Annotated in this window: 21 protein-coding genes and 2 pseudogenes; 5 read left to right on the top strand and 18 right to left on the bottom strand. The window is 67.1% G+C overall.

From position 1 onward, the window contains the following. A partial coding sequence (locus Q0379_RS23655; protein WP_299017661.1) for a DUF445 family protein occupies positions 1-1346 on the top strand: 1346 nt, incomplete at its 5' end. A 98-nt stretch (positions 1347-1444) separates the two neighbouring features. Continuing rightward, on the top strand, positions 1445-2356 hold the full coding sequence (locus tag Q0379_RS23650; protein ID WP_299017658.1) for an SMP-30/gluconolactonase/LRE family protein: 912 nt from the start codon (positions 1445-1447) through the stop codon (positions 2354-2356). Between the two features lie 164 nt (positions 2357-2520). Here the strand turns inward: Q0379_RS23650 and Q0379_RS23645 are convergent, their stop codons facing one another. Further along, positions 2521-3612 carry an NADH:flavin oxidoreductase gene (locus Q0379_RS23645; RefSeq protein ID WP_299017656.1) on the bottom strand — a complete coding sequence of 364 codons (1092 nt, stop codon included), beginning with the start codon at positions 3610-3612 and terminating at the stop codon, positions 2521-2523. A 67-nt stretch (positions 3613-3679) separates the two neighbouring features. Between Q0379_RS23645 and Q0379_RS23640 the strand changes: the two are divergent. Next, a pseudogene (locus Q0379_RS23640) lies at positions 3680-3812 on the top strand (hypothetical protein). A 28-nt stretch (positions 3813-3840) separates the two neighbouring features. Here the strand turns inward: Q0379_RS23640 and Q0379_RS23635 are convergent. From Q0379_RS23635 to Q0379_RS23620, 4 genes are all read right to left on the bottom strand, one after another. Next, positions 3841-5052: an acyl-CoA dehydrogenase family protein gene (locus Q0379_RS23635; protein ID WP_299017653.1), complete on the bottom strand. Its 1212-nt coding sequence runs from the start codon at positions 5050-5052 to the stop codon at positions 3841-3843. Positions 5053-5055: 3 nt separating this feature from the next. Next, complete coding sequence (locus Q0379_RS23630) at positions 5056-5346, bottom strand: putative quinol monooxygenase (protein WP_299017650.1); 291 nt, start codon at positions 5344-5346, stop codon at positions 5056-5058. A gap of 305 nt (positions 5347-5651) precedes the next feature. Then, entirely contained in the window at positions 5652-5990 is a 339-nt protein-coding gene (locus Q0379_RS23625) for a hypothetical protein (protein WP_099538717.1), read from the bottom strand. Between the two features lie 71 nt (positions 5991-6061). After that, a complete protein-coding gene (locus Q0379_RS23620; protein WP_299017646.1) occupies positions 6062-6757 on the bottom strand; it encodes a DnaJ family molecular chaperone in 696 nt (231 codons plus the stop codon). Positions 6758-7022: 265 nt separating this feature from the next. Between Q0379_RS23620 and Q0379_RS23615 the strand changes: the two genes are divergently transcribed. After that, positions 7023-7826, top strand: coding sequence for a hypothetical protein (locus Q0379_RS23615; protein WP_299017643.1), 804 nt, complete (start codon positions 7023-7025; stop codon positions 7824-7826). 124 nt (positions 7827-7950) lie between these two features. On the opposite strand, the gene Q0379_RS23610 is transcribed toward Q0379_RS23615, so the two are convergent. The 10 genes and pseudogenes from Q0379_RS23610 to Q0379_RS23565 all read right to left on the bottom strand — a co-directional run bounded on the left by Q0379_RS23610 (position 7951) and on the right by Q0379_RS23565 (position 18183). Next, entirely contained in the window at positions 7951-9393 is a 1443-nt protein-coding gene (locus tag Q0379_RS23610) for a GH1 family beta-glucosidase (protein WP_299017640.1), read from the bottom strand. A 220-nt stretch (positions 9394-9613) separates the two neighbouring features. Further along, positions 9614-12301: a methionine synthase gene (gene metH / locus Q0379_RS23605; protein WP_299017637.1), complete on the bottom strand. Its 2688-nt coding sequence runs from the start codon at positions 12299-12301 to the stop codon at positions 9614-9616. A gap of 129 nt (positions 12302-12430) precedes the next feature. Then, positions 12431-13507 carry a homocysteine S-methyltransferase family protein gene (locus tag Q0379_RS23600; protein ID WP_299017633.1) on the bottom strand — a complete coding sequence of 359 codons (1077 nt, stop codon included), beginning with the start codon at positions 13505-13507 and terminating at the stop codon, positions 12431-12433. Continuing rightward, positions 13504-14346, bottom strand: a complete 843-nt coding sequence (gene blaCAU / locus Q0379_RS23595; RefSeq protein WP_299017631.1) for a CAU/MBL1b family subclass B3 metallo-beta-lactamase — start codon at positions 14344-14346, stop codon at positions 13504-13506. Before blaCAU ends, Q0379_RS23600 begins: the two co-directional genes overlap by 4 nt. A gap of 15 nt (positions 14347-14361) precedes the next feature. After that, positions 14362-14503 (bottom strand): annotated as a pseudogene (locus Q0379_RS23590) (hypothetical protein); the annotation flags it as partial. Between the two features lies 1 nt (position 14504). Then, on the bottom strand, positions 14505-15449 hold the full coding sequence (metF, locus tag Q0379_RS23585; protein WP_299017626.1) for a methylenetetrahydrofolate reductase [NAD(P)H]: 945 nt from the start codon (positions 15447-15449) through the stop codon (positions 14505-14507). Then, positions 15446-16423, bottom strand: coding sequence for a metalloregulator ArsR/SmtB family transcription factor (locus Q0379_RS23580; RefSeq protein ID WP_299017624.1), 978 nt, complete (start codon positions 16421-16423; stop codon positions 15446-15448). The genes metF and Q0379_RS23580 overlap by 4 nt, the downstream gene beginning before the upstream one ends. 43 nt (positions 16424-16466) lie before the next feature. After that, positions 16467-16841, bottom strand: a complete 375-nt coding sequence (locus Q0379_RS23575) for a VOC family protein (protein WP_299017620.1) — start codon at positions 16839-16841, stop codon at positions 16467-16469. Positions 16842-16939: 98 nt separating this feature from the next. Beyond that, the gene (locus Q0379_RS23570; protein WP_299017617.1) at positions 16940-17140 is read right to left on the bottom strand and encodes a hypothetical protein; all 201 of its coding nucleotides are present in this window, start codon (positions 17138-17140) and stop codon (positions 16940-16942) included. An 83-nt stretch (positions 17141-17223) separates the two neighbouring features. Continuing rightward, positions 17224-18183 (bottom strand): 2-hydroxyacid dehydrogenase, encoded by a 960-nt coding sequence (locus Q0379_RS23565; RefSeq protein ID WP_299017614.1) that lies wholly within the window; start codon positions 18181-18183, stop codon positions 17224-17226. Between the two features lie 239 nt (positions 18184-18422). Here Q0379_RS23565 and Q0379_RS23560 point away from each other — a divergent pair, with 239 nt between their 5' ends. Next, entirely contained in the window at positions 18423-18908 is a 486-nt protein-coding gene (locus tag Q0379_RS23560; RefSeq protein WP_299017612.1) for a hypothetical protein, read from the top strand. 47 nt (positions 18909-18955) lie between these two features. Here the strand turns inward: Q0379_RS23560 and Q0379_RS23555 are convergent, their stop codons facing one another. From Q0379_RS23555 to Q0379_RS23545, 3 genes are all read right to left on the bottom strand, one after another. Further along, the gene (locus Q0379_RS23555; RefSeq protein ID WP_299017610.1) at positions 18956-21283 is read right to left on the bottom strand and encodes a hypothetical protein; all 2328 of its coding nucleotides are present in this window, start codon (positions 21281-21283) and stop codon (positions 18956-18958) included. Between the two features lie 29 nt (positions 21284-21312). Next, positions 21313-25164, bottom strand: a complete 3852-nt coding sequence (locus Q0379_RS23550) for a hypothetical protein (protein WP_299017607.1) — start codon at positions 25162-25164, stop codon at positions 21313-21315. A 175-nt stretch (positions 25165-25339) separates the two neighbouring features. Continuing rightward, positions 25340-26013: ATP-binding cassette domain-containing protein (locus tag Q0379_RS23545; RefSeq protein WP_299017605.1), on the bottom strand; the 674-nt coding region annotated here is incomplete at its 5' end.

The raw sequence follows: 26013 nt of genomic DNA, 5'->3' as shown, positions 1-26013 counted from the left end.
ATATCGGCCCGGTTGCCGGTCAGGCGCTGGAAGCGTCGATGCGCGATGGCCGCCACGCGCCGCTGATCGACGGCACCGTTCGCTGGGCGGCCCGCGCGCTTGAGGCGAACGAGCATCTGATCCGCGCCATGGTGCATGAAAAGGCCGGCAAGATCATGCGCTGGACCGGCCTGGACGAAAATCTGTCCAACGCGATCATCGACGGGCTGCAGAAGCTGCTGGGCGAAGTGGCGGAGGATGTCGACCACCCCCTGCGCCAGCGCGCCGAAGAAGCGCTGGCGAAGCTTGCCCTCGACCTTCAGCACGATCCTGCCATGCAGGCGCGCGTCGCCGGGGTGCGCGATGAAATCGTCGGCAACCCGGCCATGCAGCGCTGGATCGACGGATTGTGGGAACAAGGGCGCGCCGCCCTGCTCCGCGCGGTGCGTGATCCTCAGGCGGCGATGGCGGGGCGTCTTGGCGAAGCGCTCAAGACGCTGGGCGAAACGCTGGAGCATGACGTCGCCCTGCGTTCGGCCATCAATCGCTTCCTGCGCCGCGCGACGGTCGGCGCGGTGGCGGATTATGGCGACGGCATCGTCCGGCTGGTCAGCGAAACCATCCGCAGCTGGGACGCGGGCACCGTCACCGCCCGGCTGGAGGTCTCCGACCAACGGCTTCGGTTCGAGATTTCCGACACGGGCATCGGCATCGCGCCCGATGTCCAGGCGCGCCTGTTCCAGCGCTTCACCCAAGCCGACAGCTCCATCAGCCGCGGATATGGCGGCACGGGCCTGGGCCTGGCGATCAGCAAGGCTCTGGTCACCCGCATGGGCGGCGAAATCGGCGTCATCAGCGCGCCGGGCCGAGGGTCGTGCTTCTGGGTCGAGCTGCCGGCGATCCCGGCCCAGCCGACGCCCGCGTTGGACCCGGCGGCCTCCTCGCCGGCCGACCTCCGAGGCGCTCGGGTGCTGCTGGTCGACGACCACCACGTCAATCGTGAGCTGGGCTACGCCCTGCTGACGCTGGGCGGGCACGAGGCGATCACCGCCGAGGACGGGGCGACGGCGGTTTCGTTGCTGCGCGACCAGGACTTCGACCTGGTGCTGATGGACGTGCACATGCCGGTCATGGACGGCCTCGCCGCGACCCACGCCATCCGCGCCATGGAAGGCCCCAAGGCCCGCGTCCCAATCCTGGCGCTCAGCGCCGACGTCATGCCCGAACAGATCGCCCGCTGCCTCGCCGCCGGCATGGACGGCCACCTGGCCAAGCCGATCGTTCGGGATGATCTGCTGGCGGCCGTCGCGCGCTTCACGGCGGCTTCGCCCCAGGATGGCGACCGCGTCGGCGTCGCTGCCCCCTAAAGGCCCGGCCGACTGAGGAACGGGGCTCTCGCCAAGTTCAAACGCGCGTTTATAGTCACCTCATCGCCCGTGAGAGGCGAGACAGGGAGAGACGCGCGATGGACATCCAACTGGTGGCCGAAGGCCTGCAGTTCCCCGAAGGCCCGGTGGCCATGGCCGACGGCTCGGTCATCGTCACCGAGATCCAGGGCCAGCGTCTGACGCGCATCTGGCCCGACGGCCGCAAGGAGACGGTGGCGCAGACCGGCGGCGGACCGAACGGCGCGGCGATCGGCCCTGACGGGGCTCTCTATGTCACCAACAACGGCGGCAGCTTCGCCTTCTTCGAGGCCAACGGCCTGAACATCCCCGGCCCGACCCCGCCGACGCATACGGGCGGCTCGATCCAGCGGGTCGACCTGGCGACCGGCGCGGTGACGACGCTCTACACGCAATGCGACGGCAAGCCCCTGGCCGGGCCCAACGACCTCGTCTTCGACAAGCAGGGCGGCTTCTGGTTCACCGACCACGGCTGCTCGACGCCGGACGGCCGCAAGTACGGGGCGCTCTACTACGCCCTGCCCGACGGTTCGAAGATCACCCGCTGGCGCGACCATTTCGTCTCGCCCAACGGCGTGGGTCTCTCGCCGGATGAGAAGACCGTCTACATGGCCGACACCATGCTGGGCCGCCTGTGGTCGTTCGACGTGGCGTCGCCTGGCGTGCTGACCGATCCCGCGCCGCTTCAGCCGGGAAATGTCGTCTGCAACCTGCCGGGCTACCAGCTGCTGGACAGTCTGGCGGTCGAGGCCGGCGGCAAGGTGTGCGTGGCGACGATCATCAACGGCGGGATCACCGCCTTCGACCCGGACGGCTCGACCGAGCACTACGCGTTCCCGGACGTGATCGTGACCAACATCTGCTTCGGCGGGGCGGACATGCGCGACGCCTGGATCACGGCGTCGGGGACAGGAAAGCTCTACAAGGCCCGGTGGCCGCGGCCGGGGTTGAAGCTGAACTTCAACGGGTAGTTCCTCCCCCGCCTGCGGGGGAGGTGGCCCAGAGGGCCGGAGGGGGCGAGCTCGGCCACCTTCCAGCTCGCCCCCTCAGTCGCGGAGCTTGTCCTCGGGCGCGCGCTTCGCGCGACCCGGGGGCGACAGCTCCCCCGCATCGCGGGGGAGCATCTACTTGCCGCCTAGTACAGCACCCCCAGCGCCTGGCGCTCGAAGTTCTTCAGTTCGTCGTTGCGGCCCTGGTGGACCTTCACGACCCATTCGGGGTCTTGCAGCAGCGCGCGACCGACGCCGACCAGGTCGAACTCGTTACGCTCGAGGCGCTCGAGCAAGCCGTCCAGCGAGGCGGGCTGGCTGCCCTCGCCGCCGAACGCGGCGATGAACTCGCCCGACAGGCCCACCGAACCGACGGTGATGGTCGGCGCGCCGGTCAGCTTCTTGGCCCAGCCGGCGAAGTTCAGGTCGCTGCCCTCGAACTCCGGCTCCCAGAATCTACGCTGCGAGCAGTGGAAGATGTCGGCGCCGGCGTCGGCCAGCGGCTGCAGCCAGGCTTCCATTTCCTGCGGCGTGGTCGCCAGGCGGGCCGCATAGTCCTGCTGCTTCCACTGCGACAGGCGGATGATGACTGGATAGTCGGGGCCGACGGCGGCGCGAACGGCCTTCAGGATCTCGGCGGCGAAGCGGCCCCGCTCGCCGATCGTCGGGCCGCCCCACTTGTCGGTGCGGACATTGGTGCCCGGCCAGAAGAACTGGTCGATCAGATAGCCGTGGGCGCCGTGCAGCTCGACGGCGTCGAAGCCCAGGCGCTTGGCGTCGGCCGCCGCTTGCCCGAAGGCCGCGATGGTGTCGGCGATGTCGGCGTCGGTCATCGGCTCGGTGAACGGCGAGCCGCCGGCCTTGGACAGGCCAGACGGGCTGTCGACCTTGCCCAGCTGGTCAGGGCCCTTGGCGGCCCCGACGTGCCAGAGTTGCGGGGCGATCAGGCCGCCGCCAGCATGGACCTCATCGACGACCTTCTTCCAGGCCGCCAGCTCCTTCTCGCCGTGGAAGCGCGGCACCTTGGCGTCGTTCAGCGAGGCGGGACGCGCGACGCCGGTGCCCTCTGTGACGATCAGCCCGACCTCGTTCTCGGCGCGGCGGCGATAATAGGCGGCGACCTCGTCGGTCGGCACGCCGCCCGGCGAAAACGACCGCGTCATCGGCGCCATCACCACCCGGTTGGGCAGCTTCAGCGACTTGAACTCGAAGGGTTTGAACAGGGCGTCGATAGCCATCGGTGATCCGAAACAGAGGGTGTTGCTGGCAATCCAAACATTTGTTCGGCGATCGCGCCAGTTAGAAATACTGCAGCTTGGCGAGCGCCCCCTCCGTCACGCTGCGTAGCCGCAGCGCGCCACCTCCCCCATTACACGGGTGAGGAGGACGTTGGTCTCCTCCTGCCCCGCTTGCGGGGGAGGTGGCGCGGCGCCGATAGGCGACGTGACGGAGGGGGCGCTAGAGCCTCACAGCCCCAGCACCATCTTGGCCATGATGTTGCGCTGGATCTCGTTCGACCCCGCGTAGATCGAGGTCTTGCGGTAGCTGAAATAGGCCGGGGCCGCCGGCGCGGCGTAGTCGGGCCCAGCCCTGCCCTCGTTGCTCTTCGACCAGGGGTCGCGCACGAACGGCGCGGCGTAGGCGCCGACCGCTTCGAGCGTCAGCTCGGTGATCGCCTGCTGCTGCTCCGAGCCCACGCACTTCAGCATGGACGAAGCTGGGCCGATCGCCTTGCCCGCCGAGCGGCCGGAGAAGATCCGCAGCTCGCTGGCGTTCAGCGCCTGGACCTGGATTTCCAGGTTGCTGATCTTGGCGCGGAAGTCCGGATCGTCGATCAGCCGCCCGCCGTCGTCGGCCAGCTCAAGCGCCGCGATGCGCTTGACCTTCTTGAGCATGTGCATCAGGCCCGGCGCGTAGGCGTTGCCGCGCTCGAACTCCAAGAGGTACTTGGCGTAGGTCCAGCCCTTGTTCTCCTCGCCGATGCGGTTGGCGATCGGCACGCGGACATTGTCGAAGAAGACCTGGTTGATCTCCTGCTCATTCTCCGGAGGGCCGTCCAGGGTGGGCAGCGGCTTGATCTGGATGCCGGGCGTATCCATCCGCAACAGCAGGAACGAGATGCCTTCCTGCGGCCGGCCTTCCGTCGAGGTGCGGACCAGGCAGAACATCCAGTCGGCCCACTGGGCGTGGGTCGTCCAGATCTTGGAGCCGTTCAGCACGTAGTCGTCGCCATCGCGCTCGGCCCGCATCTGCAGGCTGGCGAGATCCGAGCCCGAGCCGGGCTCCGAATAGCCCTGGCACCACCAGATGTCCGAGCGCAGGATCGGCGGCAGGTGCTGGGCCTTCTGCGCGTCGGTCCCGAAGGCCATGATCACGGGCGCGACCATCTTCAGGCCCATCGGCGAGGAGGTCGGCACGCCGGCCAGGCTCATCTCCATGTTGAAGATGTAGCGCTGCGAGGCCGTGAACCCAGGACCGCCGTGCTCGACGGGCCAGTCCGGCGCCGCCCAGCCGCGCTCGTAGAGCTTCTTTTGCCACTTCACCTGGCCGGCCTTGTCCAGATAGCCGTTCTTGGACTGGCTCATCTTGCGGCGCAGGTCGTCGTCATAGGCGGTCGCGATCCAGTCGCGCACCTCCTGCTGGAAGGCCAGATCCTCGGCCGAGAACGCCAGGTCCATCGCCTACTCCACCGCGTCGAGGTACTCGATGTTCGGGGCGGCGGCCATGGTCGGCCCCATCGCCGCGCCGGCGGCCTTGAAATAGTCGGTGCCGCCGTGGTGCTTCAGCGCGTCGGTCGAGGCGTAGAGCTCCAGCACCTTGTAGACGCCGGCTTCGGTCTTGGACTTGGTCAGCTGGTACATCATGCAGCCCGGCTCATTGGCCTTCACCTTGGCCGCCAGATCCAGGAACACCTTCTCGAATTCAGCGGTCTTGTCCGGCTGGACGTATAGGGTCGCGACGACGCCGATCATGTTGCCTCCCAACATTTGTTTGAATGGCAGGATGGGTTACGCGCGGCTCAGGGGCAAGGGCCATGTTAAGCGCCCTCTCTCTTCGAGAGAGGGAGGGGCCGCCGCCGAAGGTGGCGGGAGGGCGAGAGGTTTCGTCGCCGGGCGGGAAAACGCCGAGCGATCAGTAAGAGAGTTGCAGGAAAGTGTCGGCGCTTAGCCTGGCCGCCGTTCCGACCCGTTCGGGAAGCCATCGGTGAGGGTTTAACCTCTCACCCTCCCACGCTTCGCGCGGGCCCCTCCCTCTCTCTAAGAGAGAGGGTTCTTTATCAAGGCCGTTCGTTCCAGCCGTAGGCGACCCAGGAGTGGCCGCCGACGTTGCGGGCTTCGATCAGGCTGGGATCGGCGTTGCGGGCGCTGGCCATCTTGCGGCCGCGGAAAGCGAAGGCCGCCAGGCCGAACAGCGCGCTGCCGATAAAGCCGACCACCACCACGGTGGCGGCGAAGACCACGGCCAGGACCGCGCCGATCACCACGGCCGCCGACGTCGCGAGCGCGCCCGCGATCCAAGCGAGGTTGCGCAAGGGCGAAACTGCGGCGGTGTTAGTCATCGGCGTCCTCTCGTCACGCTCATGATCCTTCTTAGGTGGTTCACAAGCGCTGAACATCAACTGAACACCCGCCGATCGCGGATGAAAAGCCTTTTTCCCTCGCCCGAAGCGAGACCAAACGCCTCACCTCAACCGGCGGCGGCGAGGCCCAGTTCCCGGCGCTCGCGCATCACCGTCGAGAAGGCGGCGTTGATCGCGGCGGCCTTGGCCTCGGCCACTTCGATGAACTCGGCGGGCAGACCCCGCGCGCGGGCCCGATCAGGGTGCGCGTTGGTCAAGGCGATCTTCCAGGCCTTGTGGACCGTGGCGTCGTCGGCGTCGGCCGGCACGTCGAGGATGGCGTAGGGATCGTCCGCGCCCACGCCCAGGTGCGTAGCGCGCAGGCGACGGAAGGCCAGCGGCGACATGCCAAACAGGCTGGACACCCGCTCCAGATAGGCCAGCTCGTCGTGGGTCACCACGCCGTCGGACTTGGCGATGTGGAACAGGCCGTCGACGACGTCCTCCAGCAGCTGCGGGCAGCTGGAATAGCGCTTGGCCAGGCGCTTGGCGTAGCTCTCGAACCCGTGAGTCGTCTGGCGCGCCAGGTCATACAGGCGATGGATGTTCGGCTCCGACGCCGGATCCGGCTGGAACACTTCGGTGAAGGCGGCGAATTCGTGCCCGTCGGCGCGGCCGTCGACCTTCGCCAGCTTCGCGCCCAGCGCCGTCACCGCCGTCGAAAAGGCCGGATCCTCGCCCGGCAGGCCGCTCGGACATTCGGTGCAGTCGGCCAGGTCGAGACGCCGGGCGGCGATGCTCGCGATATTGCGCCAGAAGCTCATGAATCGCCTCGAAACCAGCGACGGACATTGACGGATACGGGCGACGACCGGCTGCGGATCACCCGACGGAAGGTGCTTCTAGCACATTGAGAATGATCATTCACATGACTTCGTTGCAATGCGGCGAAAGCGCATGGTCGTAGTGTGGGAGCCGATCGCCCTCTCGCTCGTTATGGCTCCGCTTGGCGATCGCCACGCAACGGTCCCAATCCGGACCGAAATGCTCTAGTCACTCGATACCGAAATTCGAAAGGACCTCCGCCGCATGGCGAACGCCCTCTTTCTCGCTCTCGCCCTGTTGGCCCAGGACGGCCAGGCGAGCGCCCAGACGTCCCTGAACGCCCCGCCGACCGACGAGTACGGCTATGTCGCCTGGTGCTACGGCGCCCTGGGCGGCTACGCCAATCTCTACGACCGGGTGATGCCGGAGGTGACGCGGATCGAGAAGGCCTTCCCAGGCCCGGACGGCGTCCAGGCCGCCCTGAAGACCTACCCCGAGATGCGCGCCCAGGCTCAGAAGGACCTGAAGACCTTCGCCTCGGCGATCACCGCGGCCGAAAAGGCCAGCCCGCGCCCGATCTCGGAATACGGCGCGGCCCAGGTCAAGCGCGGCGCGGCCATCTGGCAAGGCGCCGGCTCGGTCGACAAGGCCCGCCTGGCCCAGATGTGGATGAGCTGGAGCCCGCCCGGCGACTGCGAAAAGCGCGCCAAGACCCTGGAGATGAAGTCGAGCATCCTGGGTCGGGCGCTGAACTACAACGCCGTTTCGGCCACCACGCCGCCGCCCCCTGCCGCGCCCAGCGCGCCGCCGGAAGCGCCGGCGCCGCAGCCCGCCTCCGAACCCGCTCAGCCCGCGCCTGAGGCCGCCCAGCCCAAGCCGGAGGCCGCCAAGCCCGCGCCCGTCGCCAGCGCGCCGCCAAAGGCCAAGGCCGCGGCGCCCGCCAAGAAGCTTCCTCCGATCGGCGGCAACGAGATCATCGTCGATCCCGTCAATCCGGTCCCCTGCGCCGGCAGCCTGCTGCCCGCCAAGCGCGGCGGCCGCGACGTGCTGATCTGCAAGCCGAACTGATTGTTGCTCCCCCGCATCGCGGGGGAGCTGTCGCGGAGCGACTGAGGGGGCGAGCTGGGCAAATGTCGCGTTAGCCCCCTCCGGCCCTCTGGGCCACCTCCCCCGCATTGCGGGGGAGGATCTATCAGCCCGCCAACAGCCCGCTTTCCGCCAGGGCCTTGAACCACCGGTACGAGGCTTTCGGCGTCCGCGCGCCTGTCTTCCGGTCCATGGCGACCAGGCCGAACTTCGAGGTGTAGCCGAGGTCCCATTCGAAGTTGTCGATCAGGGTCCATTCGAAATAGCCGCGCACGTCGCAGCCGGCCTCGCGGGCCGCCAGCACGGCCTGGAGATGGCGGCGCAGATAGGCGATGCGGAACTGGTCGTCGAGGATCGCCGGTCCCGTGCTGAACGGGTCCGAGCAGCCGTTCTCGGTGACCAGCATCGGCGGCGCGCCATAGTCGCGGCGGACGCGATCCAGCACCTCGAACAGACCCGAAGGATCGATGTGGCGGCCAAAGGCGTCCAACTCGGCGCCCTTTGGCGGGGCGGCCTGGGCGATCTTGCCGGGCGCGTTCAGGTCCAGCCGCACATAGGCCGGGGCGTAGTAGTTCACGCCCAGGAAGTCGACAGGCTGGCGGATCTTGGCCATATCTCCGTCCTGAACGACGCCCTTCAGGAAGTCGTCCATCGCCTTGGGATAGGTCCCCTTGAACAGCGGGTCCAGCCACGCTCCGTTCCACAGCGCGTCGAGGCCGTCCGAAGCCAGGCGGTTCCAGAGCGCCCAAGGCCCGCCGGCCGGGCGGCAGGGCTGCAGCGCCATGGTGGTGCCGACCCTCAACCCCGAGCGCCCCGCCCGCAGCGCCTGCATCGCCAATCCCTGGCCGAGGTTCATGTGGTGGATCACCGCCCCCAGCAGCTTGTCGTCCTTGAGGCCCGGCGCCTGCTCGCCCAACACGTGGCCGAAGACGGCGTGCACCGCCGCCTCGTTCAGGATGATGTAGTTCTTCAGCCGGTCGCCCAGCCGCTCGACCACCGCATGGGCGTAGTCGGCCAGGCGCTGGGCGGTGTCGCGGTTCTTCCAGCCGCCCTTGTCCTGCAAGCCCTGCGGCAGGTCCCAGTGGAACAGGGTGGCGTAAGGCGCGACGCCCTTGGCCAGCAAGGCGTCGACCAGCCGCGAATAGTGATCCAGCCCCGCCGCGTTCACCGCCCCCTCGCCCGTCGGCAGGATGCGCGACCAGCTGATCGAGAAGCGATAGGCGTTGAGGCTCGCGCCCGCGATCAGGTCGACGTCCTCCTGGAAGCGGCGATAGCTGTCGGTGGCGACCGTGGCGTCCGAGCCATCGCCTATGCGTCCCGGGACCTTCTCGAACACGTCCCAGACGCTGGGCCCGCGCCCGTCGGCGGTCTGCGAGCCTTCCGTCTGGAAGGCGGCGGTGGCGACGCCCCAGATGAAGTCTTTCGGGAATTGCCGGCTCTTGGGGGTGAGGTCCGTGTGGCCCGGTCCCTCGCACCCCGACAGCCCCACGGCCGCGCCGCCCAGGGCCAAAGCCCCCAGCGCCCGGCGGCTCACGCCTGAGCGATCCATGTCGTCCCCTCCCGTTATTTGTTGGGAGGGAGGATGGAGTTGAAGAACGCCGTTCGCAAGGCGGCGAACGAACACCATCATCACCGTGTCATCCCGGCAGAACCCCGGCCGTGAGCCGGGGGTAGAGCCGGGACCCAGGGGCCACCGCACCGCCGCTCGCCCTGGGTCCCGGATAAGCGCTGCGCGCTTTCCGGGATGACACGGTTTTTGATGTGTCGCTCTACGCCGCCGCGCCGCGCGCCCGGGCCAGCGGGTCGTAGTTCAGGATCGGCGAGAGCCAGCGCTCGGCGGTCGCCAGGTCCCAGCCCTTGCGGCGGGCGTAATCCTCGACCTGGTCGAGGTCGATCTTGCCGACGCCGAAATAGTGCGCCTGCGGGTGGCTGAAATAGAGGCCCGAGACCGCCGCGCCGGGGGTCATGGCGTAGCTCTCGGTCAGTTGCAGCCCCGTGGCCGCCTCGGCGTCGAGCAGCTTGAACAGCGTGCCCTTTTCGGTGTGGTCGGGCTGGGCCGGATAGCCGGGCGCGGGGCGGATGCCCTGGTACTTCTCGGCGATCATCACCTCGGTGTCGGCCGCCTCGTCGGGCGCGTAGCCCCACAGCTCGACGCGGGCCTTGTAGTGCAGCCACTCGGCGAAGGCTTCGGCCAGGCGGTCGGCCAGGGCCGAGGCCATGATCGCGCTGTAGTCGTCGCCGGCGTCCTTGAAGCGTTTGACGATCTCGTCCTCGCCATGACCGGCCGTGACGGCGAAACCGCCGACATAGTCCGCGCCCTGTCCGATCGGCGCGACGAAGTCCGACAGGGCGACGTTCGACTTGCCTTCCCCCTTGTCCATCTGCTGGCGCAGGGTGTGCAGGCGCGAGAACTCGGCGGTGCGGGTGTCGTCGGTGTAGAGCACGATGTCGTCGCCCTGGGCCTGGGCCGGCCAGAAGCCGATCACGCCCTTGGCCCCGAACCACTTCTCGGCGACCACCTTGTCCAGCATGACGCGGGCGTCGCGATAGAGGTCCGTCGCGGCCTGGCCGACCACGTCGTCCTCCAGGATCTGCGGATAGCGGCCGATCAGCTCCCAGCTGGCGAAGAACGGCGACCAGTCGATGAACGGGACCAGCTCGGCCAGCGACGGCTCGAACACCCGCGTGCCGATGAAGGCCGGCTTGGGCGGCGTGTAGCCTTTCCAGTCGATGGCGAAGGCGCGCTCGCGAGCCTCCTTGATCGAGGCGCGGGCCTTGGTCGTCTGGCCGCGCGCGTACTGTTCGCGGACCTTGACGTATTCGGCGCGGGTCTCGGCGATGATCCGGTCGCGCTCGCCCTCCGACAGCAGGCCCGAGACGACGCCGACCGCGCGGCTGGCGTCGACGACATAGGTGGTGGGACCCCGGCGATAGGCCGGCTCGATCTTGACCGCCGTATGGGTGCGACTGGTGGTGGCGCCGCCGATCAGCAGCGGAATGTCGAAGCCCTGGCGCTCCATCTCGGCGGCCACGAACACCATCTCGTCCAGCGACGGGGTGATCAGGCCCGACAGGCCGATCATGTCGACCTTGTGCTTCTTGGCCTCGTCCAGGATGCGGTCAGCCGGGACCATCACACCCAGGTCGATGACCTCGTAGTTGTTACACTGAAGCACGACGCCGACGATGTTCTTGCCGATGTCGTGGACGTCGCCCTTCACGGTCGCCATCAGCACCTTGCCGGCGGCCTGGCGTTCCTGGCCTTCCTTCTCCGCCTCCATGAACGGCATCAGCCAGGCCACGGCCTGCTTCATGACGCGGGCCGACTTCACGACCTGGGGCAGGAACATCTTGCCCGCGCCGAACAGGTCGCCGACGACGTTCATGCCGTCCATTAGCGGACCTTCGATCACGTGCAGCGGACGCTCGGCGGCCAGGCGGGCCTCCTCGGTGTCGGCCTCGATGAACTCGGTGATGCCGTGGACGAGGGCATGGGTCAGGCGCTCGTTCACCGTCCCCTCGCGCCAGGCCAGGTTGGCGACTTGCTGCTGGCCCTTCTCGCCCTTGTAGCGGGGCGCCATATCGACCAGGCGCTCGGTATTGGTCTGGTTGGGATCGCGCTGCGGACGATTGAGGATCACGTCCTCGACGGCCTCGCGCAGCACCGGATCGATGTCGTCATAGACCGGCAGGTCGCCGGCGTTGACGATGCCCATGTCCATGCCGGCGTTGATGGCGTGGTACAGGAACACCGAGTGGATCGCCCGGCGCACCGGCTCGTTGCCGCGGAAGCTGAACGAGACGTTCGACACCCCGCCCGACACCCGCGCGTAGGGCAGCAACTGCTTGATGCGGCGCGTGGCCTCGATGAAGTCGACGGCGTAGTTGTCGTGCTCCTCGATCCCCGTCGCCACGGCGAAGATGTTGGGGTCGAAGATGATGTCCTCGGGCGGGAAGCCGACCTTGTCGACTAGGGTGTTGTAGGCCCGCTCGCAGATCTCGACCTTGCGCGCCTCGGTGTCGGCCTGGCCGACCTCGTCGAAGGCCATGACCACCACGGCCGCGCCGTAGCGCAGGCACAGCTTGGCCTGCTGGAGGAACTTCTCCTCGCCTTCTTTCAGGCTGATCGAGTTGACGATGGCCTTGCCCTGGACGCACTTCAGGCCCGCCTCGATCACCTCCCACTTGGAGCTGTCGATCATCACCGGCACGCGGGCGATGTCGGGCTCGGCGGCCATCAGGTTCAGGAAGGTGATCATGGCCTGCTGGCTGTCCAGCAGACCCTCGTCCATGTTGACGTCGATGACCTGGGCGCCGGCCTCGACCTGCTGGCGCGCGACCGACAGGGCGGCCGGATAGTCGCCCTCGACGATCAGCTTCTTGAACTTGGCCGAGCCGGTGACGTTGGTGCGCTCACCGATGTTGACGAAGACGGGTCTCATGGTCGGTCGATCCAAATAAACCCGCCTTCCTCGCCCTTGTGGCGAGGACCCAGGGCGCCGCTAGCTCAGCGCCTGGAAAGTCGGGCTCCGCATCGGCGGAAAACTGGGTCCTGGGCACAAGGCCCAGGAAGGCAGGAAGAATGCTTACGCGAGTTCGAACGGCTCAAGGCCCGCCAGGCGCATGGCCTTGGGGCGCTCGGGGATCTGGCGGGGCTTCACGCCGCGCACTTCGTCGGCGACGTGGCGGATGTGGTCCGGCGTCGTGCCGCAGCAGCCGCCCAGGATGTTGACCAGGCCATCCTTGGCCCATTCGTGCAGGGCGTGGCCGGTCTGGTGCGGCTCCTCGTCGTACTGGCCCATGGCGTTGGGCAGGCCGGCGTTGGGATAGGCCGCGACCAGGGTGTCGGCGATGCGGGCCATCTCGGCGATATGCGGACGCATCAAATCAGCGCCGAGGGCGCAGTTGAAGCCCACCGCGAACGGCTTGGCGTGCTTGACGCTGTTCCAGAAGGCTTCCGCCGTCTGGCCCGACAGGGTGCGGCCCGAGCGGTCGGTGATGGTGCCGCTGATCCAGATCGGCAGCTCCTCATGGCCCTCGTCGCGCCAGTCGAGGATCGCCTTGATCGCGGCCTTGCAGTTCAGGGTGTCGGTGATGGTCTCGATCAGGAACAGGTCGACCCCGCCCTGGTAGAGCGCGTCCACCTGCTGGCGATAGGCTTCGTAGACCTGGTCGAAGGTCACCTTGCGCGCGCCGGGATCGTTCACGTCCGACGACATCGACAGCATGACGTTCAGCGGCCCGATCGAGCCGGCGATGAACTTGGGGCGCTCCGGATTCTCGGCGTTCCAGCGGTCAGCCACCGAGCGGCCGATCCTGGCGCCTTCCAGATTGATGTCCCAGACGTCCTGTTCGGTCAGGTGATAGTCGGCCTGGGCGATGGTGGTCCCCGAGAAGGTGTTGGTCTCGGAGATGTCGGCGCCGGCCGAGAAGTAGGCGTCGTGCAGCTCGGCCACGAGATCCGGCCGCGTCAGGCACAGAATGTCGTTATTGCCCTTCATCTGGCCGTCGTGGGCGGCGAAGCGCTCTGCGCGATAGTCGGCCTCGGTCAGGCCCTTCTTCTGGAACATCACGCCCCAGGAGCCGTCGAGGATCAGGATGCGCTCCTTGGCGGCGGCCTTCAGGGCGGCGACGCGATTGGCGCGGATGGAGAGGTCGGTCATCGGCTAGGCCCCGCCGCCTGCTGGCGCGCGAGCTCCTTGTTGAAGGCGGCTTCTGAGGCGTCGACGAACCGGGCGAGCTCGGTCGGATCGACGAAGGCGTTGGGGTCGCCGCGCAACTGCTTCTGGCGCTTGGCCAGCAGGTTCCCCTGCTCTTCGTGCGCGGGCAGCATCACGTCCGTCGGGATGGCGCGCAGCTTGGCGAAGCTCTCGCGATAGTCGGCGACGATGTTGCGGTGGGTCTTGTTGCCGACAAGCACATTGCCGGCCACCGACAGCGAACAGGGGAAGGTCACGTTCAGCGGTCGGCCCTTCTCGATCACCGCCGTGGTCCAGCTGGTGCAACCGATCGTGTGGCCGGGCGTCAGATGGGCGACCATCGTGGTCTCGCCCAGCTTGAGCTTGGTCTCGTCGCCGAACGCGCGATCGACCTTCACCGGCGGCATCGGGGTCGGGCCGTTCTCGTTGTCGCCGATGTGATGGCCCTGCTCGATGGCCGGCTCGTCGCCGCGCGATATCCACAGCTTGGAGCCTGGGATGTCGGCCTTCAACTGAGCCAGCCCGCCCGCGTGGTCATAGTGGGCGTGGGTGTTGATCAGGATCTTCACGTCCGCGAGCTTGAAGCCCAGCGAGGCGATGTTGCGCTCGATCTGCTTGCCGACCTCGGCGTTCGGGCCGCCGTCCAGGATCACGTGCCCCGCGGACGAGGTGATCAGCCAGGACGAGACGCCCTCGGTGCCCACGTAGTAGATGTTGCCGACCACGCGGTAGGGCTTGGTCGGCTTGGTCCAGCTGGCGGGCATGTCGGCATGAGCGGCGGGGGCCAGGCTGAAGAATAGCATCGCGAGTGCAGCCAGAGCGCCCCCTCCGACACGATGCTTCGCATCGCGCCACCTCCCCCGCTTCGCGGGGGAGGAGGAAGACACCGCATCCTCACCCGTGAAACGGGGGAGGTGGATCGGCGCGGATACGCGGCGAGACGGAGGGGGCGCTAGCGGCGTCATGCGGCGACCTCGGAGGCAGAGGGCGAAATTTCGCGCAGGCCCAGCACGCGGCAGATGGCGTAGACTAGGTCCGCGCGGTTCAGGGTGTAGAAGTGGAAGTCCTCGAAGCCCTGCTCCTGCAGCTTGGCGCACATCTCGGCGGCCACAGAGCAGGCGATCAGGCGGCGGGTTTCGGCGTCGTTCTCCAGCCCGTCGAACAGGTTGGCCAGCCAGCCCGGGATCGTCGTCTGGCAGGCGGCGGCCATCTTCTTCAGGCCCACAAAGTTCGTCACCGGCATGATGCCCGGAACGATCGGGATGGTGATCCCGGCGGCGCGGACCTTGTCGACGTAGCGCAGGAAGGCGTCGAGATCGAAGAAGAACTGGCTGACGCCCAGCGTCGCGCCGGCGTCGACCTTCTGCTTCAAGACGTCGATGTCGTGCTCGAGCGACGGGCTTTCCGGATGTTTCTCGGGATAGACCCCAACCAGCACCTCGAACGGTCCGACGCCGCGCACGGCCTTGGTCAGCTCGGTGGCGTTGGCGTAGCCGTCCTCGCGCGGGACATAGACGCCGCCGATGCCGCCCTCGCCCGGCGGCGGGTCGCCGCGCAGCGAGACGATGTGGCGGACGCCGATGTCCCAGTAGTCGCGGATCACCTCGTCGACCTCGGCGCGCGAGGCGCCGACGCAGGTCAGGTGGGCGGCGGGCTTCAGGCTGGTCTCGTCCAGGATGCGCTTGACCGTCCGGTGCGTGCGCTCGCGGGTCGAGCCGCCGGCGCCGTAGGTCACCGAGACAAAGGCCGGGTCCAACGGCGCCAGGCGGGTGATCGCCTGCCACAGGCTCTCTTCCATCTGCGGCGTCTTGGGCGGGAAGAATTCGAACGAAACGCGGGGTCGATAGGTGCGCTCGCCAGCGCGGGCGACGGGACCGATCACGCGGCGGGTGGGCGGAAGGGTCATGCGGCGGTCCTTTCGGCGGCGACGCTCAACGGACGACGCGCGGTCCAAATCTTCACGGTCAGCCCTTCGCCGGTCGAGGGCGGCAGAGCGATGTTGCTTTCCAGCTGGAGGCCGCCGGCGCGCAGCCACGGGACGATCTCGCTGTCGTCGAAGCCCAGGCGACGGTGCTGGTGCGCCTCGCGCAGGAACTCGTGGTCGTGCGGGGCGAAGTCGGCGATCAGCAGCAGGCCGCCCGGCGCGACCAGGCGCGCGGCCTCGGCCACGGCGTTGGCGGGATCGGACAGATAGTGCAGCACCTGGTGGACCGTAACGAGGTCCGCGCAGCCGCCCGGCAGGCCGGTGCGGAAGATGTCGCCGTGGCGCAGCTCGCAGCTGGCCAGACCCGCCTTGGCGACCTCGTCGCGGGCGATGTTCAGCATCTGCTGCGACAGATCCAAGCCCAGGGCGTTGCTGGCGCGCTTGCCCAGCAGGGTCAGCATGCGGCCAGCGCCCGCGCCCAGGTCGACCATCTCGTCGAACGGCCCCTCCCCGGTGGCGCGCAGGATCGCGGCCTCGACCTCGGCCTCGTCGACATACAGTGAGCGGATCTCGTTCCAGCGCGCGGCGTTGCGGGCGAAATAGGCCTGGGCGTCCATCGACCGCTCGGCGCGCACGGCGGCCAACTTGTCGGCGTCCAGGCGGATGACGGGATCGGCGTCGTCGATCAGGTCCAGCGCCTGCTCGACCAGGAACCGGCCGGCGGATTTGGCGGCCAGGCGGTAGAACACCCAGGCGCCGTCCGGGAAACGCTCGACCAAGCCGGCCTCGGCCAGCAGCTTCAGGTGCCGCGACACGCGCGGCTGGCTCTGATCGAGGATGCGGCACAGCTCCAGCACCGATAGCTCCTCGGCCGCCAACAACGCCAGGAGACGCAGGCGCGTGGACTCGCCGGCGGCGCGCAGCACCTCGACGACCTGTTCGGCGGCAAGCTTCATAGGGACATAAAGATATCTTTATGTCCGTTTTGGCAAGAGGAAATTATGCCCCAGGCTCAGCCTTGGCGGGCTCCCAGAGCTCGATTTTAACCCCGGCCGGATCCATCAGCCAGGCGAACCGTCCATAGCCCTCGTCCTGCCTGCCCAGCGGCTCGACGCCCTCGGCGGCGGCGCGCGCGAGAACGCCATCGATATCATCGACGATGAAATTGATCATGAACGGCGCGGCCGACGGCGCGAAATAGTCGGTGTCGGCGGCGAAGGGCGACCAGGTGGCCTGGCTGTCCTTGGGCGCCTCGAACACTGCTCCGCCCCAGTCGTGGACCTCGAAGCCCAGGACGCGCGCGTACCAGTCGCGCACGGCCTTCGGATCCTCGGCCTTGAAGAAGAAACCGCCCAGTCCCAGAACCTTGGCCATGAGCCGTCTTCTCCGCGCGCGCCCTGTCCTTCTGACACCTTAGCAGCGACCAGAGCTTTGGCGACGCCTTTGCGCAGCGTGCGGGGAGAGCCAGCGCCTCAGGCGGAGATATCGACCAGGGCGCCGCTCAATTCGGCCGTCACCTGGCCGAGCGCCGCGCCGGCCGCCGCCGCCATCTTCACGTTCGTCTGCGCCACGGCCAGTTGCGTCAGATCCGCGGCGGGCGCGGGCGACGGGGCAGAGCCCGCGGCCGGCCGCGGCGGCGTATAGCTGGCGACACTGGCGGCCGAGACCTGCATGGCGAACCCCTGAATGCTTGATGGCAACCTGGCCCGGAAGCGTTAAGCGCGGCTGACCAAACAGGGTTAAGGCCATAGGCGCCTCAGGCCGCCACGGGCGTCGCCAACGGCTCGCCATGGAAGTAGCGGCGCAGGTTTTCCAGGGTCAGGTTGACCATGGCCGGGATGCTGTCCAGCGTCGCGCCGGCCGTATGCGGCGTGAGCACCACATGCGGGACACCCTCCCAGCGCGCGGCCGGGGTCGGCTCCTGCTCGAAGACGTCCAAGGCGGCCATGCCCAACGCGCCCGACTTGAGAGCGGCGATCAGGGCCTCCTCGTCGATCAGCGCGCCGCGCGCCACATTGACGATCAGGCCTTGCGAACCGACCGCCTCGATCACGGCGCGGTCGATCATATGGCGGTTCTGTGCGTCAGGACGGGCGCAGACGACCAGGACGTCGCTCTCCCGCGCCAGGGCCATGAGGCTTTCGGCGCGGGGATAGTCGCTGTCCTTGGGGCGCGGTCCCCACCAGGCGATCTTCATCTCGAAGGCCGACAGACGGCTGGCGACCGCCTCGCCGATATGGCCGAGGCCCACGATCCCGGCCTTGCGGCCGCGCAGGCCGTGGCGCGGCGCCATGCGTTCGGCGTGGGTCCAGTGACCGGCGCGCACCCGCTGGTCGCCCTCGACGATCCCGCGCCAAGCGGCCAGCACCAGGCCGACCGCATGATCGGCGACATCGGCGGCGTTGAGACCGGTCGAGTGGGTGACGGCGATGCCGTGCGCCTTGCACCACGGCACGTCGATCCCGTCATAGCCGACGCTGACGCAGGCGATCAGGCCCAATTGCGGCATCTCCGAGAGCATGTCCCGGCCCAGCGCCATCTCCCCCGCGTGCACGATCGCCTTGACGCTCCGGCCTGGTCCCTCGAGGAAGGCGAGCCGATCCGGATAGTCCCACAGGCGATGCACCTGGTACGCGCCCTCGAGCAACGGCTGCAGCGGCAGCAGCATCTCGTGCGAGATCAGGACGTGCGGCTTCTCGACGGGGGTTTGCGGCATGCGGGCCTCCATGGGCGGCCATGAACCTGGCCGACTTGTTCAAGGACCAAGCTACTCCACGCGGAGCGCTTATCCAGACTTAAGCGGCGGACAGAAAGCCCGCCATGGCAATCCGATCACGACCTGGTGACGACCCGCATCGGCGTCGCCGAGACCGGACGGCCAAGCTGTGAACAACCCAGCCCCCGGAACGTTCCTGGCATGGCGCCATACGGCGTCCCAGGCCCGGAGAAACCACGATGTTGACCAAGATGCTCGCCGCGACTGCGGCGCTCTCGATGCTGGTCGGCGGCGGCTCGGCCATCGCCCAGTCCAAATCTTCCGCTGCCGTCGGCCCCAAGCAGCCGATCCCCTATTCGCAGCTGAACGCCTACATGAAGGCCTCGCCGAAGGCCCGCGCCAGCAAGGACTGGTGGGCCGGCTCGTCGACCGCCGCCACCGGCATGTCCACCGACACCTCCGCCGTCGCGCCGGGGACTAGCCCGATGAGCGATCCTTCGATGGGCTCGTCATCGACGGGGTCGCCGTTGATGGGATCGTCGAGCATGGGGTCTTCGACCTCCGCCGACACCTCGGTGAACCCGCCGACCTCGGGCGCGCCCAGCATGCCGTCGACTCCGCCGACCGATGGCGGCGCGCAGCCCAACGGCTCGACCCTACCGAACCCGGCGACGCCGACCGACCCGATGAACTCGTCGGCGGGCGCCCCGATCGAACCGAAGTAGAACTTGAACATCCGGGACGGCATCGCGCCGTCCCGGATGTGCGGATGTCAGGCGCCGCCAAAGATGAAGTCGGCCCTATAGTACCCCTTGGCCGGATCGAGGATGTCGATCGCAAAAGGCGCGGAGCCGTCGGCGAGGTCCGTCAGCCAGGCGTCGTTGGACCGAACCATCACGCCTAGATCGGCCTTCTGCGCCTCGGCCAGAAGCCATCCCACCATCGCCGCCTTTGTTCCGACGCCGTTCGGACCATCGCCGCCGTAATAGGCGAAGTAGTCGGCGCGGCTGTCGATCAGGGCGTGGGTTTTCTCATCGGTCGGCGTCGCGCCGAAGATCGTCTTGTAGGCCGCCTTGGTGGCGTCGAAGAGGCTCAGGGCGTCGTACTTGGCCGTGAAGGCTTCCTTGCCCTCGCCGTTCTTGCCCAGGTTCACCGCGAAGTTGATGTAGCGGTTTTCAAGGTTGAAGCTCTGGTAGTAGGCGCTGTTGAGGTTGTTAGCGTTATAGCTGGTCGGCGAGACGAGATAGCTGAAGCCGGGCTGGGTTGGGATAGCGCCTGTGAAGAACAGATAGGCCAGCGAGGCCACGGAAGTTGTCTTCCCGGCTATCCGGATGATCTCGTTGATGACGGCTGGCGTTGAGGCGTTCGTCTCCATGAAATCGGTGACGTCATTATACGGACCGGTAAAGTAACTGCTCCTGGCCTGCTGGAACAGGATGGAGCTGAAGGCGGTCGCAATCTCGTTGGTGAAGGCCGGTCCCAACGAGACCCCGCGGTCTGCGAAGGTCAGATAGTCGATATTCCTGAGCGTATCGGTGCCATCCGGACCCGTGACGATCCACGAGCCGTCGGTCTGCTTTGTCCAGCTGTAGTCCTGAGCATAGCCGAAATAGGCGGCTCGGTTCACGCCCGCTCCGCCGTCGATGATGTCGTCGCCAAGCCCGCCTTGCAGGTAGTCGTCACCCTCGTCGCCCCAAAGGCGGTCGGCGCCGTTGCCGCCATAGAGGGCGTCATTGCCAGCGGCTCCGTGCAGGAGGTCGTCGCCGTTCACCGCGCTATAGGAGTCGTCGCTCGCGGTGCCCGCATAAGTGTCGGCGCCGTCAGTCCCTTCGAGCTTCAGCACGAAGGTCGACGGGACGAATGCATTGATATCCAGGGAGCTCAGCCCCGAGAACCGCATAACGATATCGGCGTCGGACAGCTTTCCCGAGCCATCCGCGTCGAACAGGAGGTAGGTGTCGCCCCCGTCGGTCCAGGTCCACACCTGCTGGAAGCCCGGTCCATAGTCCTTGCTCGAGAAGGTCTGGCCCGGCCGCAGAGAGAAGTTGGGGTTTTCGATGGAGCCCCTAAAGACCTTCCGGTCATAGCCCGGATAGGTCTGGCCCAGACTCAGGCGATCGCCTTCCGACACCTTGAAGTCGGCGACCGTCGAATAACCCTTGCCCCAGACCCCTGAGACATTCTCGATCAGATCGGCGCCCGAACCACCGGTGACCTTGTAGGCGCCCTCGTGCAGCGTGATCTTGTCATCGCCTGCTCCGCCGTCGAGAACGCCGGTAGTGTCGATGGACGCGCCCATGAAAGTCGAGGTCAGGACGAGCGTGTCATCGCCGTCGCCGCCGAGCAGGGTGTCGCCGGCCCATCCCTGTATGATGTCGTCGCCGGCGCCGCCGTCCATGATATCGACGCCAGCGCCCCCGTAGAAATTGTCGTTGCCCGCTTCGCCGTAAAGGTAATTGGTCGAGCCCGCGTCCCCTGGCATGCCGGATCCCGACATGCCATCGGCGAAGAACGAGTCATTGCCGTCGCCGCCGTAAAGGGTGTCGCCGCCGCTGCCGCCCCAGAAGGAATCGTTGCCGGCGCCGCCATACATCACGTCCGCGTCGTTATAGCCCGTGAGCGAGTCGTTGCCCGCGCCGCCGTCAATACGGCCGGTCGGGCCGGCGTCTCCATAGCCGTCCAGGGAAAGCCTGTCGTCGCCGTCGCCGCCCAGCAGGGTGTCACCGCGCCCGCCCCGCAGATTGTCGTTGCCGTCGCCGCCATCCAGGATATCGCGGCCGGCAGAGCCGGTCAGGGAGTCGTCGCCGGCTTCGCCGTAGAGATAGTTGAGCGTTCCGACGTCGATCTGCGCGCCGTCGCCGCCGCCGGCGATGACCTGGTCATTGCCGGCGCCGCCACGCAAGGTATCGCCGCCATCACCGCCTTGGATGATATCGAAGCCGTCGCCGCCGTCGATCGTGTCGTCGCCGGCCTCGCCGTAAAGCTGATCGTTGCCCGCTAGGCCGGAGATGACGTCATTTCCGGCGCCGCCGCGAATTTCGTCGCTGTCCGGCCCGCCGACCAGCGTGTCGGCGGCGACGGTTCCCTGGATTATGGCCACGTCAGTGCTCCAGATGGGGGATGCGCGGCCTAGCCGCCGAAGATGAAGTCGGCCTTGTAATAGCCCTTGGCCGGATCGAGGATGTCGATGGCGAAGGGGGCCGAGCCGTCGGCGAGGTCGGTCAACCAGGCGTCGTTGGAGCGCACCATCACGCCCAAGTCGGCCTTCTGCGCCTCGGCCAGCAGCCAACCGACCATGGCCGCCTTGGTCCCCACGCCATTAGGGCCATCGCCGCCATACGCCGCGAAATAATCGACGCGGCTGTCGATCATGGCGTGGATTTTCGCATCCGTCGGCGCCGCGCCAAAGATGGTCTTGTACGCCTCGCGCGTCGCTTCGACGAAGCTCAACGCCCCATACTTCGCCGCGAACGCGTCCTTCCCTTCGCCCACCTTACCCAGGTTGACCGCGAAGTTGATGTAGCGGTTCTCAAGATTGAACGACTGGTAATAGGCGCTGTTGAGGTTGTTGGCGTTGGGACCGGTCGGCGAGACCAAATAGTCGATCCCCGCTTCTCCCGGCACCTTGCCGGTGAAGAACTCGTAGGCCAATGACGCCACGGAAGTAGTGGCGCCAGCGGCCCGGATCACCGCCCCGATCGCCTTGGACTGGCTGGCGCCTGCCAACAACGAGTCGGTGACGATCTTCAATCCCGCCTCTTGCGACGGCTCCGAGACGGGCGCCCGCAGGATGGCCGAGAAGGCCGTCTCCACCGGCGCGCTCAGAGAGTTCGCCGTCAGGGCCACGCTCCTGTCCGAGAACTTCAGGGTTTCGATGTTCTTCAGGGTGTCGATGCCGTCCGCGAAGCCTTGGCGCAGATCGCTGATCCACCACGAGCCATCGGCGTTGCGCAGCCAAGCATAGTCGTTGGAGGTTCCGGAATATTCGGCGGTGTCGCTGCCCGCGCCGCCGTCCAAGATGTCATCCCCACCCTCGCCGCGCAGCACGTCCTCGCCCGCGCCGCCTCGCAGTAGATTCACGCCCTTGCCCCCGGTCAGCTGGCTGCCGAAGGCGCCGGCGGTGACATTCTCCACCGACGACAGCGTGAACAGACCCATTCCCGTCTGCTGGGCGCCGGCGAGGCCAAGGTTCACGGTGACCTTCGCCTTGGCCGCGCTCAGGTCGAAGAGGTCGACTTGGTCTTCGCCGTAAATCGTGATCGCGACCGTGTTGGCCAGATCATCGGAGACCGCGATCCGGTCAGCGCCTTGCCCCGCAGCGATGGCGAGCTCGCCCGTGATATCCCCCGCCTGCGCCCGGGCGAGGTAGATGATGTCGTCGCCAAAGCCGGTCTGCACGGTGTAGTCGGCCGAGTCGGCGTAGACGGTGTCGACGCCGGACGAGCCATAAAGGGTGTCACGACCCGCGCCGCCATACAGGGTGTTTGCGCCGTTGTAGGCGCTGCCCGACGACAGCCTGTCGTCGCCGTCGCCACCATACAGGGTGGCGTTCGCGCCCCCCGTCAACGTGTCATTGCCGGCCTCCCCATAGAGCAGCGCGCCGCCGTAGAGGCTGTCGTTGCCGTCGCCGCCGTGCAGCTCAGCGCGGTTTGAGTTGGCGGTCAGGGAGTCGTCGCCACCGTCGCCGTACAGCTTGTCGCTGGCATCCTCCGCGCTATACCCGCCCAACGAGAGGCCATAGATGGTGTCGTTGCCTTCACCACCGTGGATCACGTCGTCGCCCGCGCCGCCGTACAGGACGTCGGACCCGCCGTCACCCCAGATCTGGTCGTCGCCGTCGTTGCCTAACAGCTGGTCGTAGTCCTCGCCGCCGTGGATTTGGTCGTCGCCATCGACGCCGTAATAGACGTCCTGACCGCTCGTGCCCTGGAAGATGTCGGCGGCTTGGGTCCCGAAGGTCGCTTTGGAGAACGAGTTCTCGATGAAAGCGTCGACGCCCAGCGTGACCGCGCCCGTGAAGCGGACAACGCTGTCGCTGGACGTCAGAGTCCCCGATTGGTCGGTGTCAACCATAAGATAGGTGTAGCCGCCACTCGACCAGGTCCAGAACTGGGTGAATTCGTAGCCGTAGTCGCTGGACGAGAAGACCTGGCCGACCTTCAGTTCGAAGTTCGGATTATCCACCTGGCCCCGAAAGACGGATGTCCCGAACCGGCTCATCGCTAGGCGGTCGCCCTCCCCGGCGTTGAAGTCGGTGATCGTGCTGACGCCGCCCGTATTCCAGTCGCGCAGGAAAATATCGTTGAAGCTGTCGGCCCCGGACCCGCCGGTATAGGTGTGGCCGCCGCTGGCCAGCCAGAACAGGTCGTTGCCGGCTCCCCCGTCGGCGACGCTGTTCTTGTCTCCGGATTCGAAGCGCAGAACGTCGTCGCCCGCCCCGCCGCGCAGAACGTCGTCGCTGCGGCCATACAACGTGTCGTTCCCGTCGCCGCCGTCGAGCAGGTCCCTGCCTGCGCCCGCGTGCAGGGTGTCGTCGCCGGCGTCACCGTAAAGCTGGTTGACCGTGCCCGCCTCGCTCGTCAGGTCGATCGGGTAGTTCTCATCTCCAGCGAGCAGGGTGTCGTTGCCAGCGCCGCCATGCAGGATGTCGCCGCCCGCGCCGCCGTACAGCGTGTCGGAGCCGTCGCCGCCATCGATCGTGTCGTCGCCGGAGCCGCCGTATAGCGTATCATAGCTGGCGCCTCCCGAGATCTGATCATTGCCCCCGAGGCCGTAGTAGAAGTCCGGATCCGCCGTGCCGATCCAGTTGTCGACCCCGTCCGTTCCAGTCGAGGCGATGCCGCTGTAAGCCTTGAACGATGCGATGCTCAGCGAAGGCGAACCGTTGAACGCCACGACGACATCATTGGCGTCCAGCTTCTGGTTCGCGTTGGTGTCGACGATCAGATAGGTGACGTTGCTATTAGTCCACGTCCACAGGCCGATCGCCGAACTTCCCGCCGGACTGTCTAGAGCCTGTCCTTCGGTCAGGCTGAAGCCAGCGGTCGCGATAGCGCCGTACCACGTCAGACGTCTGTAGTCGTTGTAGTTAATGGTGAGCTTGTCGCCCTGCGCCGCTGAGAAGTCGGCGATCGTATCCATCGCGCCCAGATAGCTGCTCTTCTCATAGTTATAGGCGTTGATCACGAAGGTGTCGGCGCCGGCCTGGCCGAACAGAACGTCAGCCCCACCGCCATCGGCCTCCACCACCAAGGTGTCGGCGCCGTTCCCTCCGTCGAGGATGTCCGCGCCGTAGCCGCCCAGCAGATAGTCGTCACCATCGCCGCCATACAGTCCGTCGACCCCGCTGAGCCCAAATAGCCAGTCGTTGCCCTCGTCACCGTCCAGACGATCGTCGCCCTCGCCGCCGTGCAGTTGGTCGTCGCCGAACCCACCCGAGAGGCGGTCGTCGCCGGCTGAGCCGTCCATGTAGTCGTTGCCGCCGTAGCCGACGAGTAGGTTGTTCTTGCTGTCGCCGTACAGACGGTCGTCGAAATCGGTCCCCGTTGCGTTCTCGATGTTGACCAGGGTCACCGTTATGCCCCAGGCCAGGGTCTGCTGGGCCGTCTGGGCCAGGTTGATGGTCACGCCGGTTGGAATGAAGGCCAACTGCAGCAGGTCGACTCCGTCGCCGCCGTCGAGACAGTCGGTTCCGATCGCGTCGCCGATCACGGCTGGCGCCAGGACCAGAACGTCGTCCCCGGCTTCGCCGTACAGGAAGTCGTCGCCCAGCCCGCCGTTCAGTCCGTCGGCGCCAGCGCCGCCTCGCAGGGTGTCGTTGCCGCCTTCGCCGTAGAGCGAGTCGTCGCCGTCCTCGCCGTACATGAGATCCGCGCCGTCGCCGCCGGCTAGGTTATCGTTTCCGCCCAGGCCGTGCAGTTCGTCGTCACCGGGACCGGCCTGATAGACGTCGTCACCGCTGGCGCCGCTCCAGTACGTCATGTCTTGACCTCAAAGACCCCATGGGCGCGACACCGCTCACGAGCACAACGCCACCTAAAATTGAGCTTAGCAGTGCCCTAAATCCTGAGGTCTCGTCAATCGCGCCATGTCCAAAGGCAAAGGGCGGCGACTCACGCCGCCGCCCTTTCTTCGAAACCTTGGGAGGTCCGGCGCCCTACCGAGCGAACTTCTGGAACTTGATGCGCTTGGGGATGAGGCTGTCGGCGCCCAGGCGGCGCTTCTTGTCTTCTTCGTACATTTCGAAGTTGCCTTCGAACCACTCGACGTGGCTGTCGCCCTCGAAGGCCAGGATGTGGGTCGCCAGGCGGTCCAGGAACCAGCGATCGTGGCTGATGACCACGGCGCAGCCGGCGAACTCTTCCAGCGCCTCTTCCAGGGCCTGCAGGGTTTCGATGTCCAGGTCGTTGGTCGGTTCGTCGAGCAGCACGAGGTTGCCGCCGGCCGCCAGGGTCTTGGCCAGGTGGACGCGGTTGCGCTCACCGCCCGACAGCAGGCCGACCTTCTTCTGCTGGTCGCCGCCCTTGAAGTTGAAGCTGCCGACATAGGCGCGGCTGTTGATCTCGCGCTTGCCGACCATCATCACGTCGGTGCCGCCGCTGATCTCTTCCCAGATCGTCTTGTTCGGATCGAGGGCGTCGCGCGACTGGTCGACATAGGCCAGCTTCACCGTTTCGCCGAGCTTGATCGTGCCGGCGTCGGGTTGTTCCTGACCGGTGATCAGCTTGAACAATGTGGACTTGCCCGCGCCGTTCGGACCGATGACGCCGACGATCCCGTTCGGCGGCAGCTTGAAGGTCAGGTCCTTGAACAGGACCTTGTCGCCGTATT

Source organism: uncultured Caulobacter sp. (genome assembly GCF_937900395.1).
Lineage (GTDB): Bacteria > Pseudomonadota > Alphaproteobacteria > Caulobacterales > Caulobacteraceae > Caulobacter.
This window is presented reverse-complemented; position numbering and strand designations above follow the sequence as displayed.

Coding starts and splice junctions, on each gene's coding strand:
- Q0379_RS23650 (WP_299017658.1), top strand. CDS start 1,445: ATGGACATCCAACTGGTGGCCGAAGGCCTGCAGTTCCCCGAAGGCCCG.
- Q0379_RS23645 (WP_299017656.1), bottom strand. CDS start 3,612: ATGGCTATCGACGCCCTGTTCAAACCCTTCGAGTTCAAGTCGCTGAAG.
- Q0379_RS23635 (WP_299017653.1), bottom strand. CDS start 5,052: ATGGACCTGGCGTTCTCGGCCGAGGATCTGGCCTTCCAGCAGGAGGTG.
- Q0379_RS23630 (WP_299017650.1), bottom strand. CDS start 5,346: ATGATCGGCGTCGTCGCGACCCTATACGTCCAGCCGGACAAGACCGCT.
- Q0379_RS23625 (WP_099538717.1), bottom strand. CDS start 5,990: ATGTTCAGCGCTTGTGAACCACCTAAGAAGGATCATGAGCGTGACGAG.
- Q0379_RS23620 (WP_299017646.1), bottom strand. CDS start 6,757: ATGAGCTTCTGGCGCAATATCGCGAGCATCGCCGCCCGGCGTCTCGAC.
- Q0379_RS23615 (WP_299017643.1), top strand. CDS start 7,023: ATGGCGAACGCCCTCTTTCTCGCTCTCGCCCTGTTGGCCCAGGACGGC.
- Q0379_RS23610 (WP_299017640.1), bottom strand. CDS start 9,393: ATGGATCGCTCAGGCGTGAGCCGCCGGGCGCTGGGGGCTTTGGCCCTG.
- Q0379_RS23600 (WP_299017633.1), bottom strand. CDS start 13,507: ATGACCGACCTCTCCATCCGCGCCAATCGCGTCGCCGCCCTGAAGGCC.
- blaCAU (WP_299017631.1), bottom strand. CDS start 14,346: ATGCTATTCTTCAGCCTGGCCCCCGCCGCTCATGCCGACATGCCCGCC.
- metF (WP_299017626.1), bottom strand. CDS start 15,449: ATGACCCTTCCGCCCACCCGCCGCGTGATCGGTCCCGTCGCCCGCGCT.
- Q0379_RS23580 (WP_299017624.1), bottom strand. CDS start 16,423: ATGAAGCTTGCCGCCGAACAGGTCGTCGAGGTGCTGCGCGCCGCCGGC.
- Q0379_RS23575 (WP_299017620.1), bottom strand. CDS start 16,841: ATGGCCAAGGTTCTGGGACTGGGCGGTTTCTTCTTCAAGGCCGAGGAT.
- Q0379_RS23570 (WP_299017617.1), bottom strand. CDS start 17,140: ATGCAGGTCTCGGCCGCCAGTGTCGCCAGCTATACGCCGCCGCGGCCG.
- Q0379_RS23565 (WP_299017614.1), bottom strand. CDS start 18,183: ATGCCGCAAACCCCCGTCGAGAAGCCGCACGTCCTGATCTCGCACGAG.
- Q0379_RS23560 (WP_299017612.1), top strand. CDS start 18,423: ATGTTGACCAAGATGCTCGCCGCGACTGCGGCGCTCTCGATGCTGGTC.
- Q0379_RS23550 (WP_299017607.1), bottom strand. CDS start 25,164: ATGACGTACTGGAGCGGCGCCAGCGGTGACGACGTCTATCAGGCCGGT.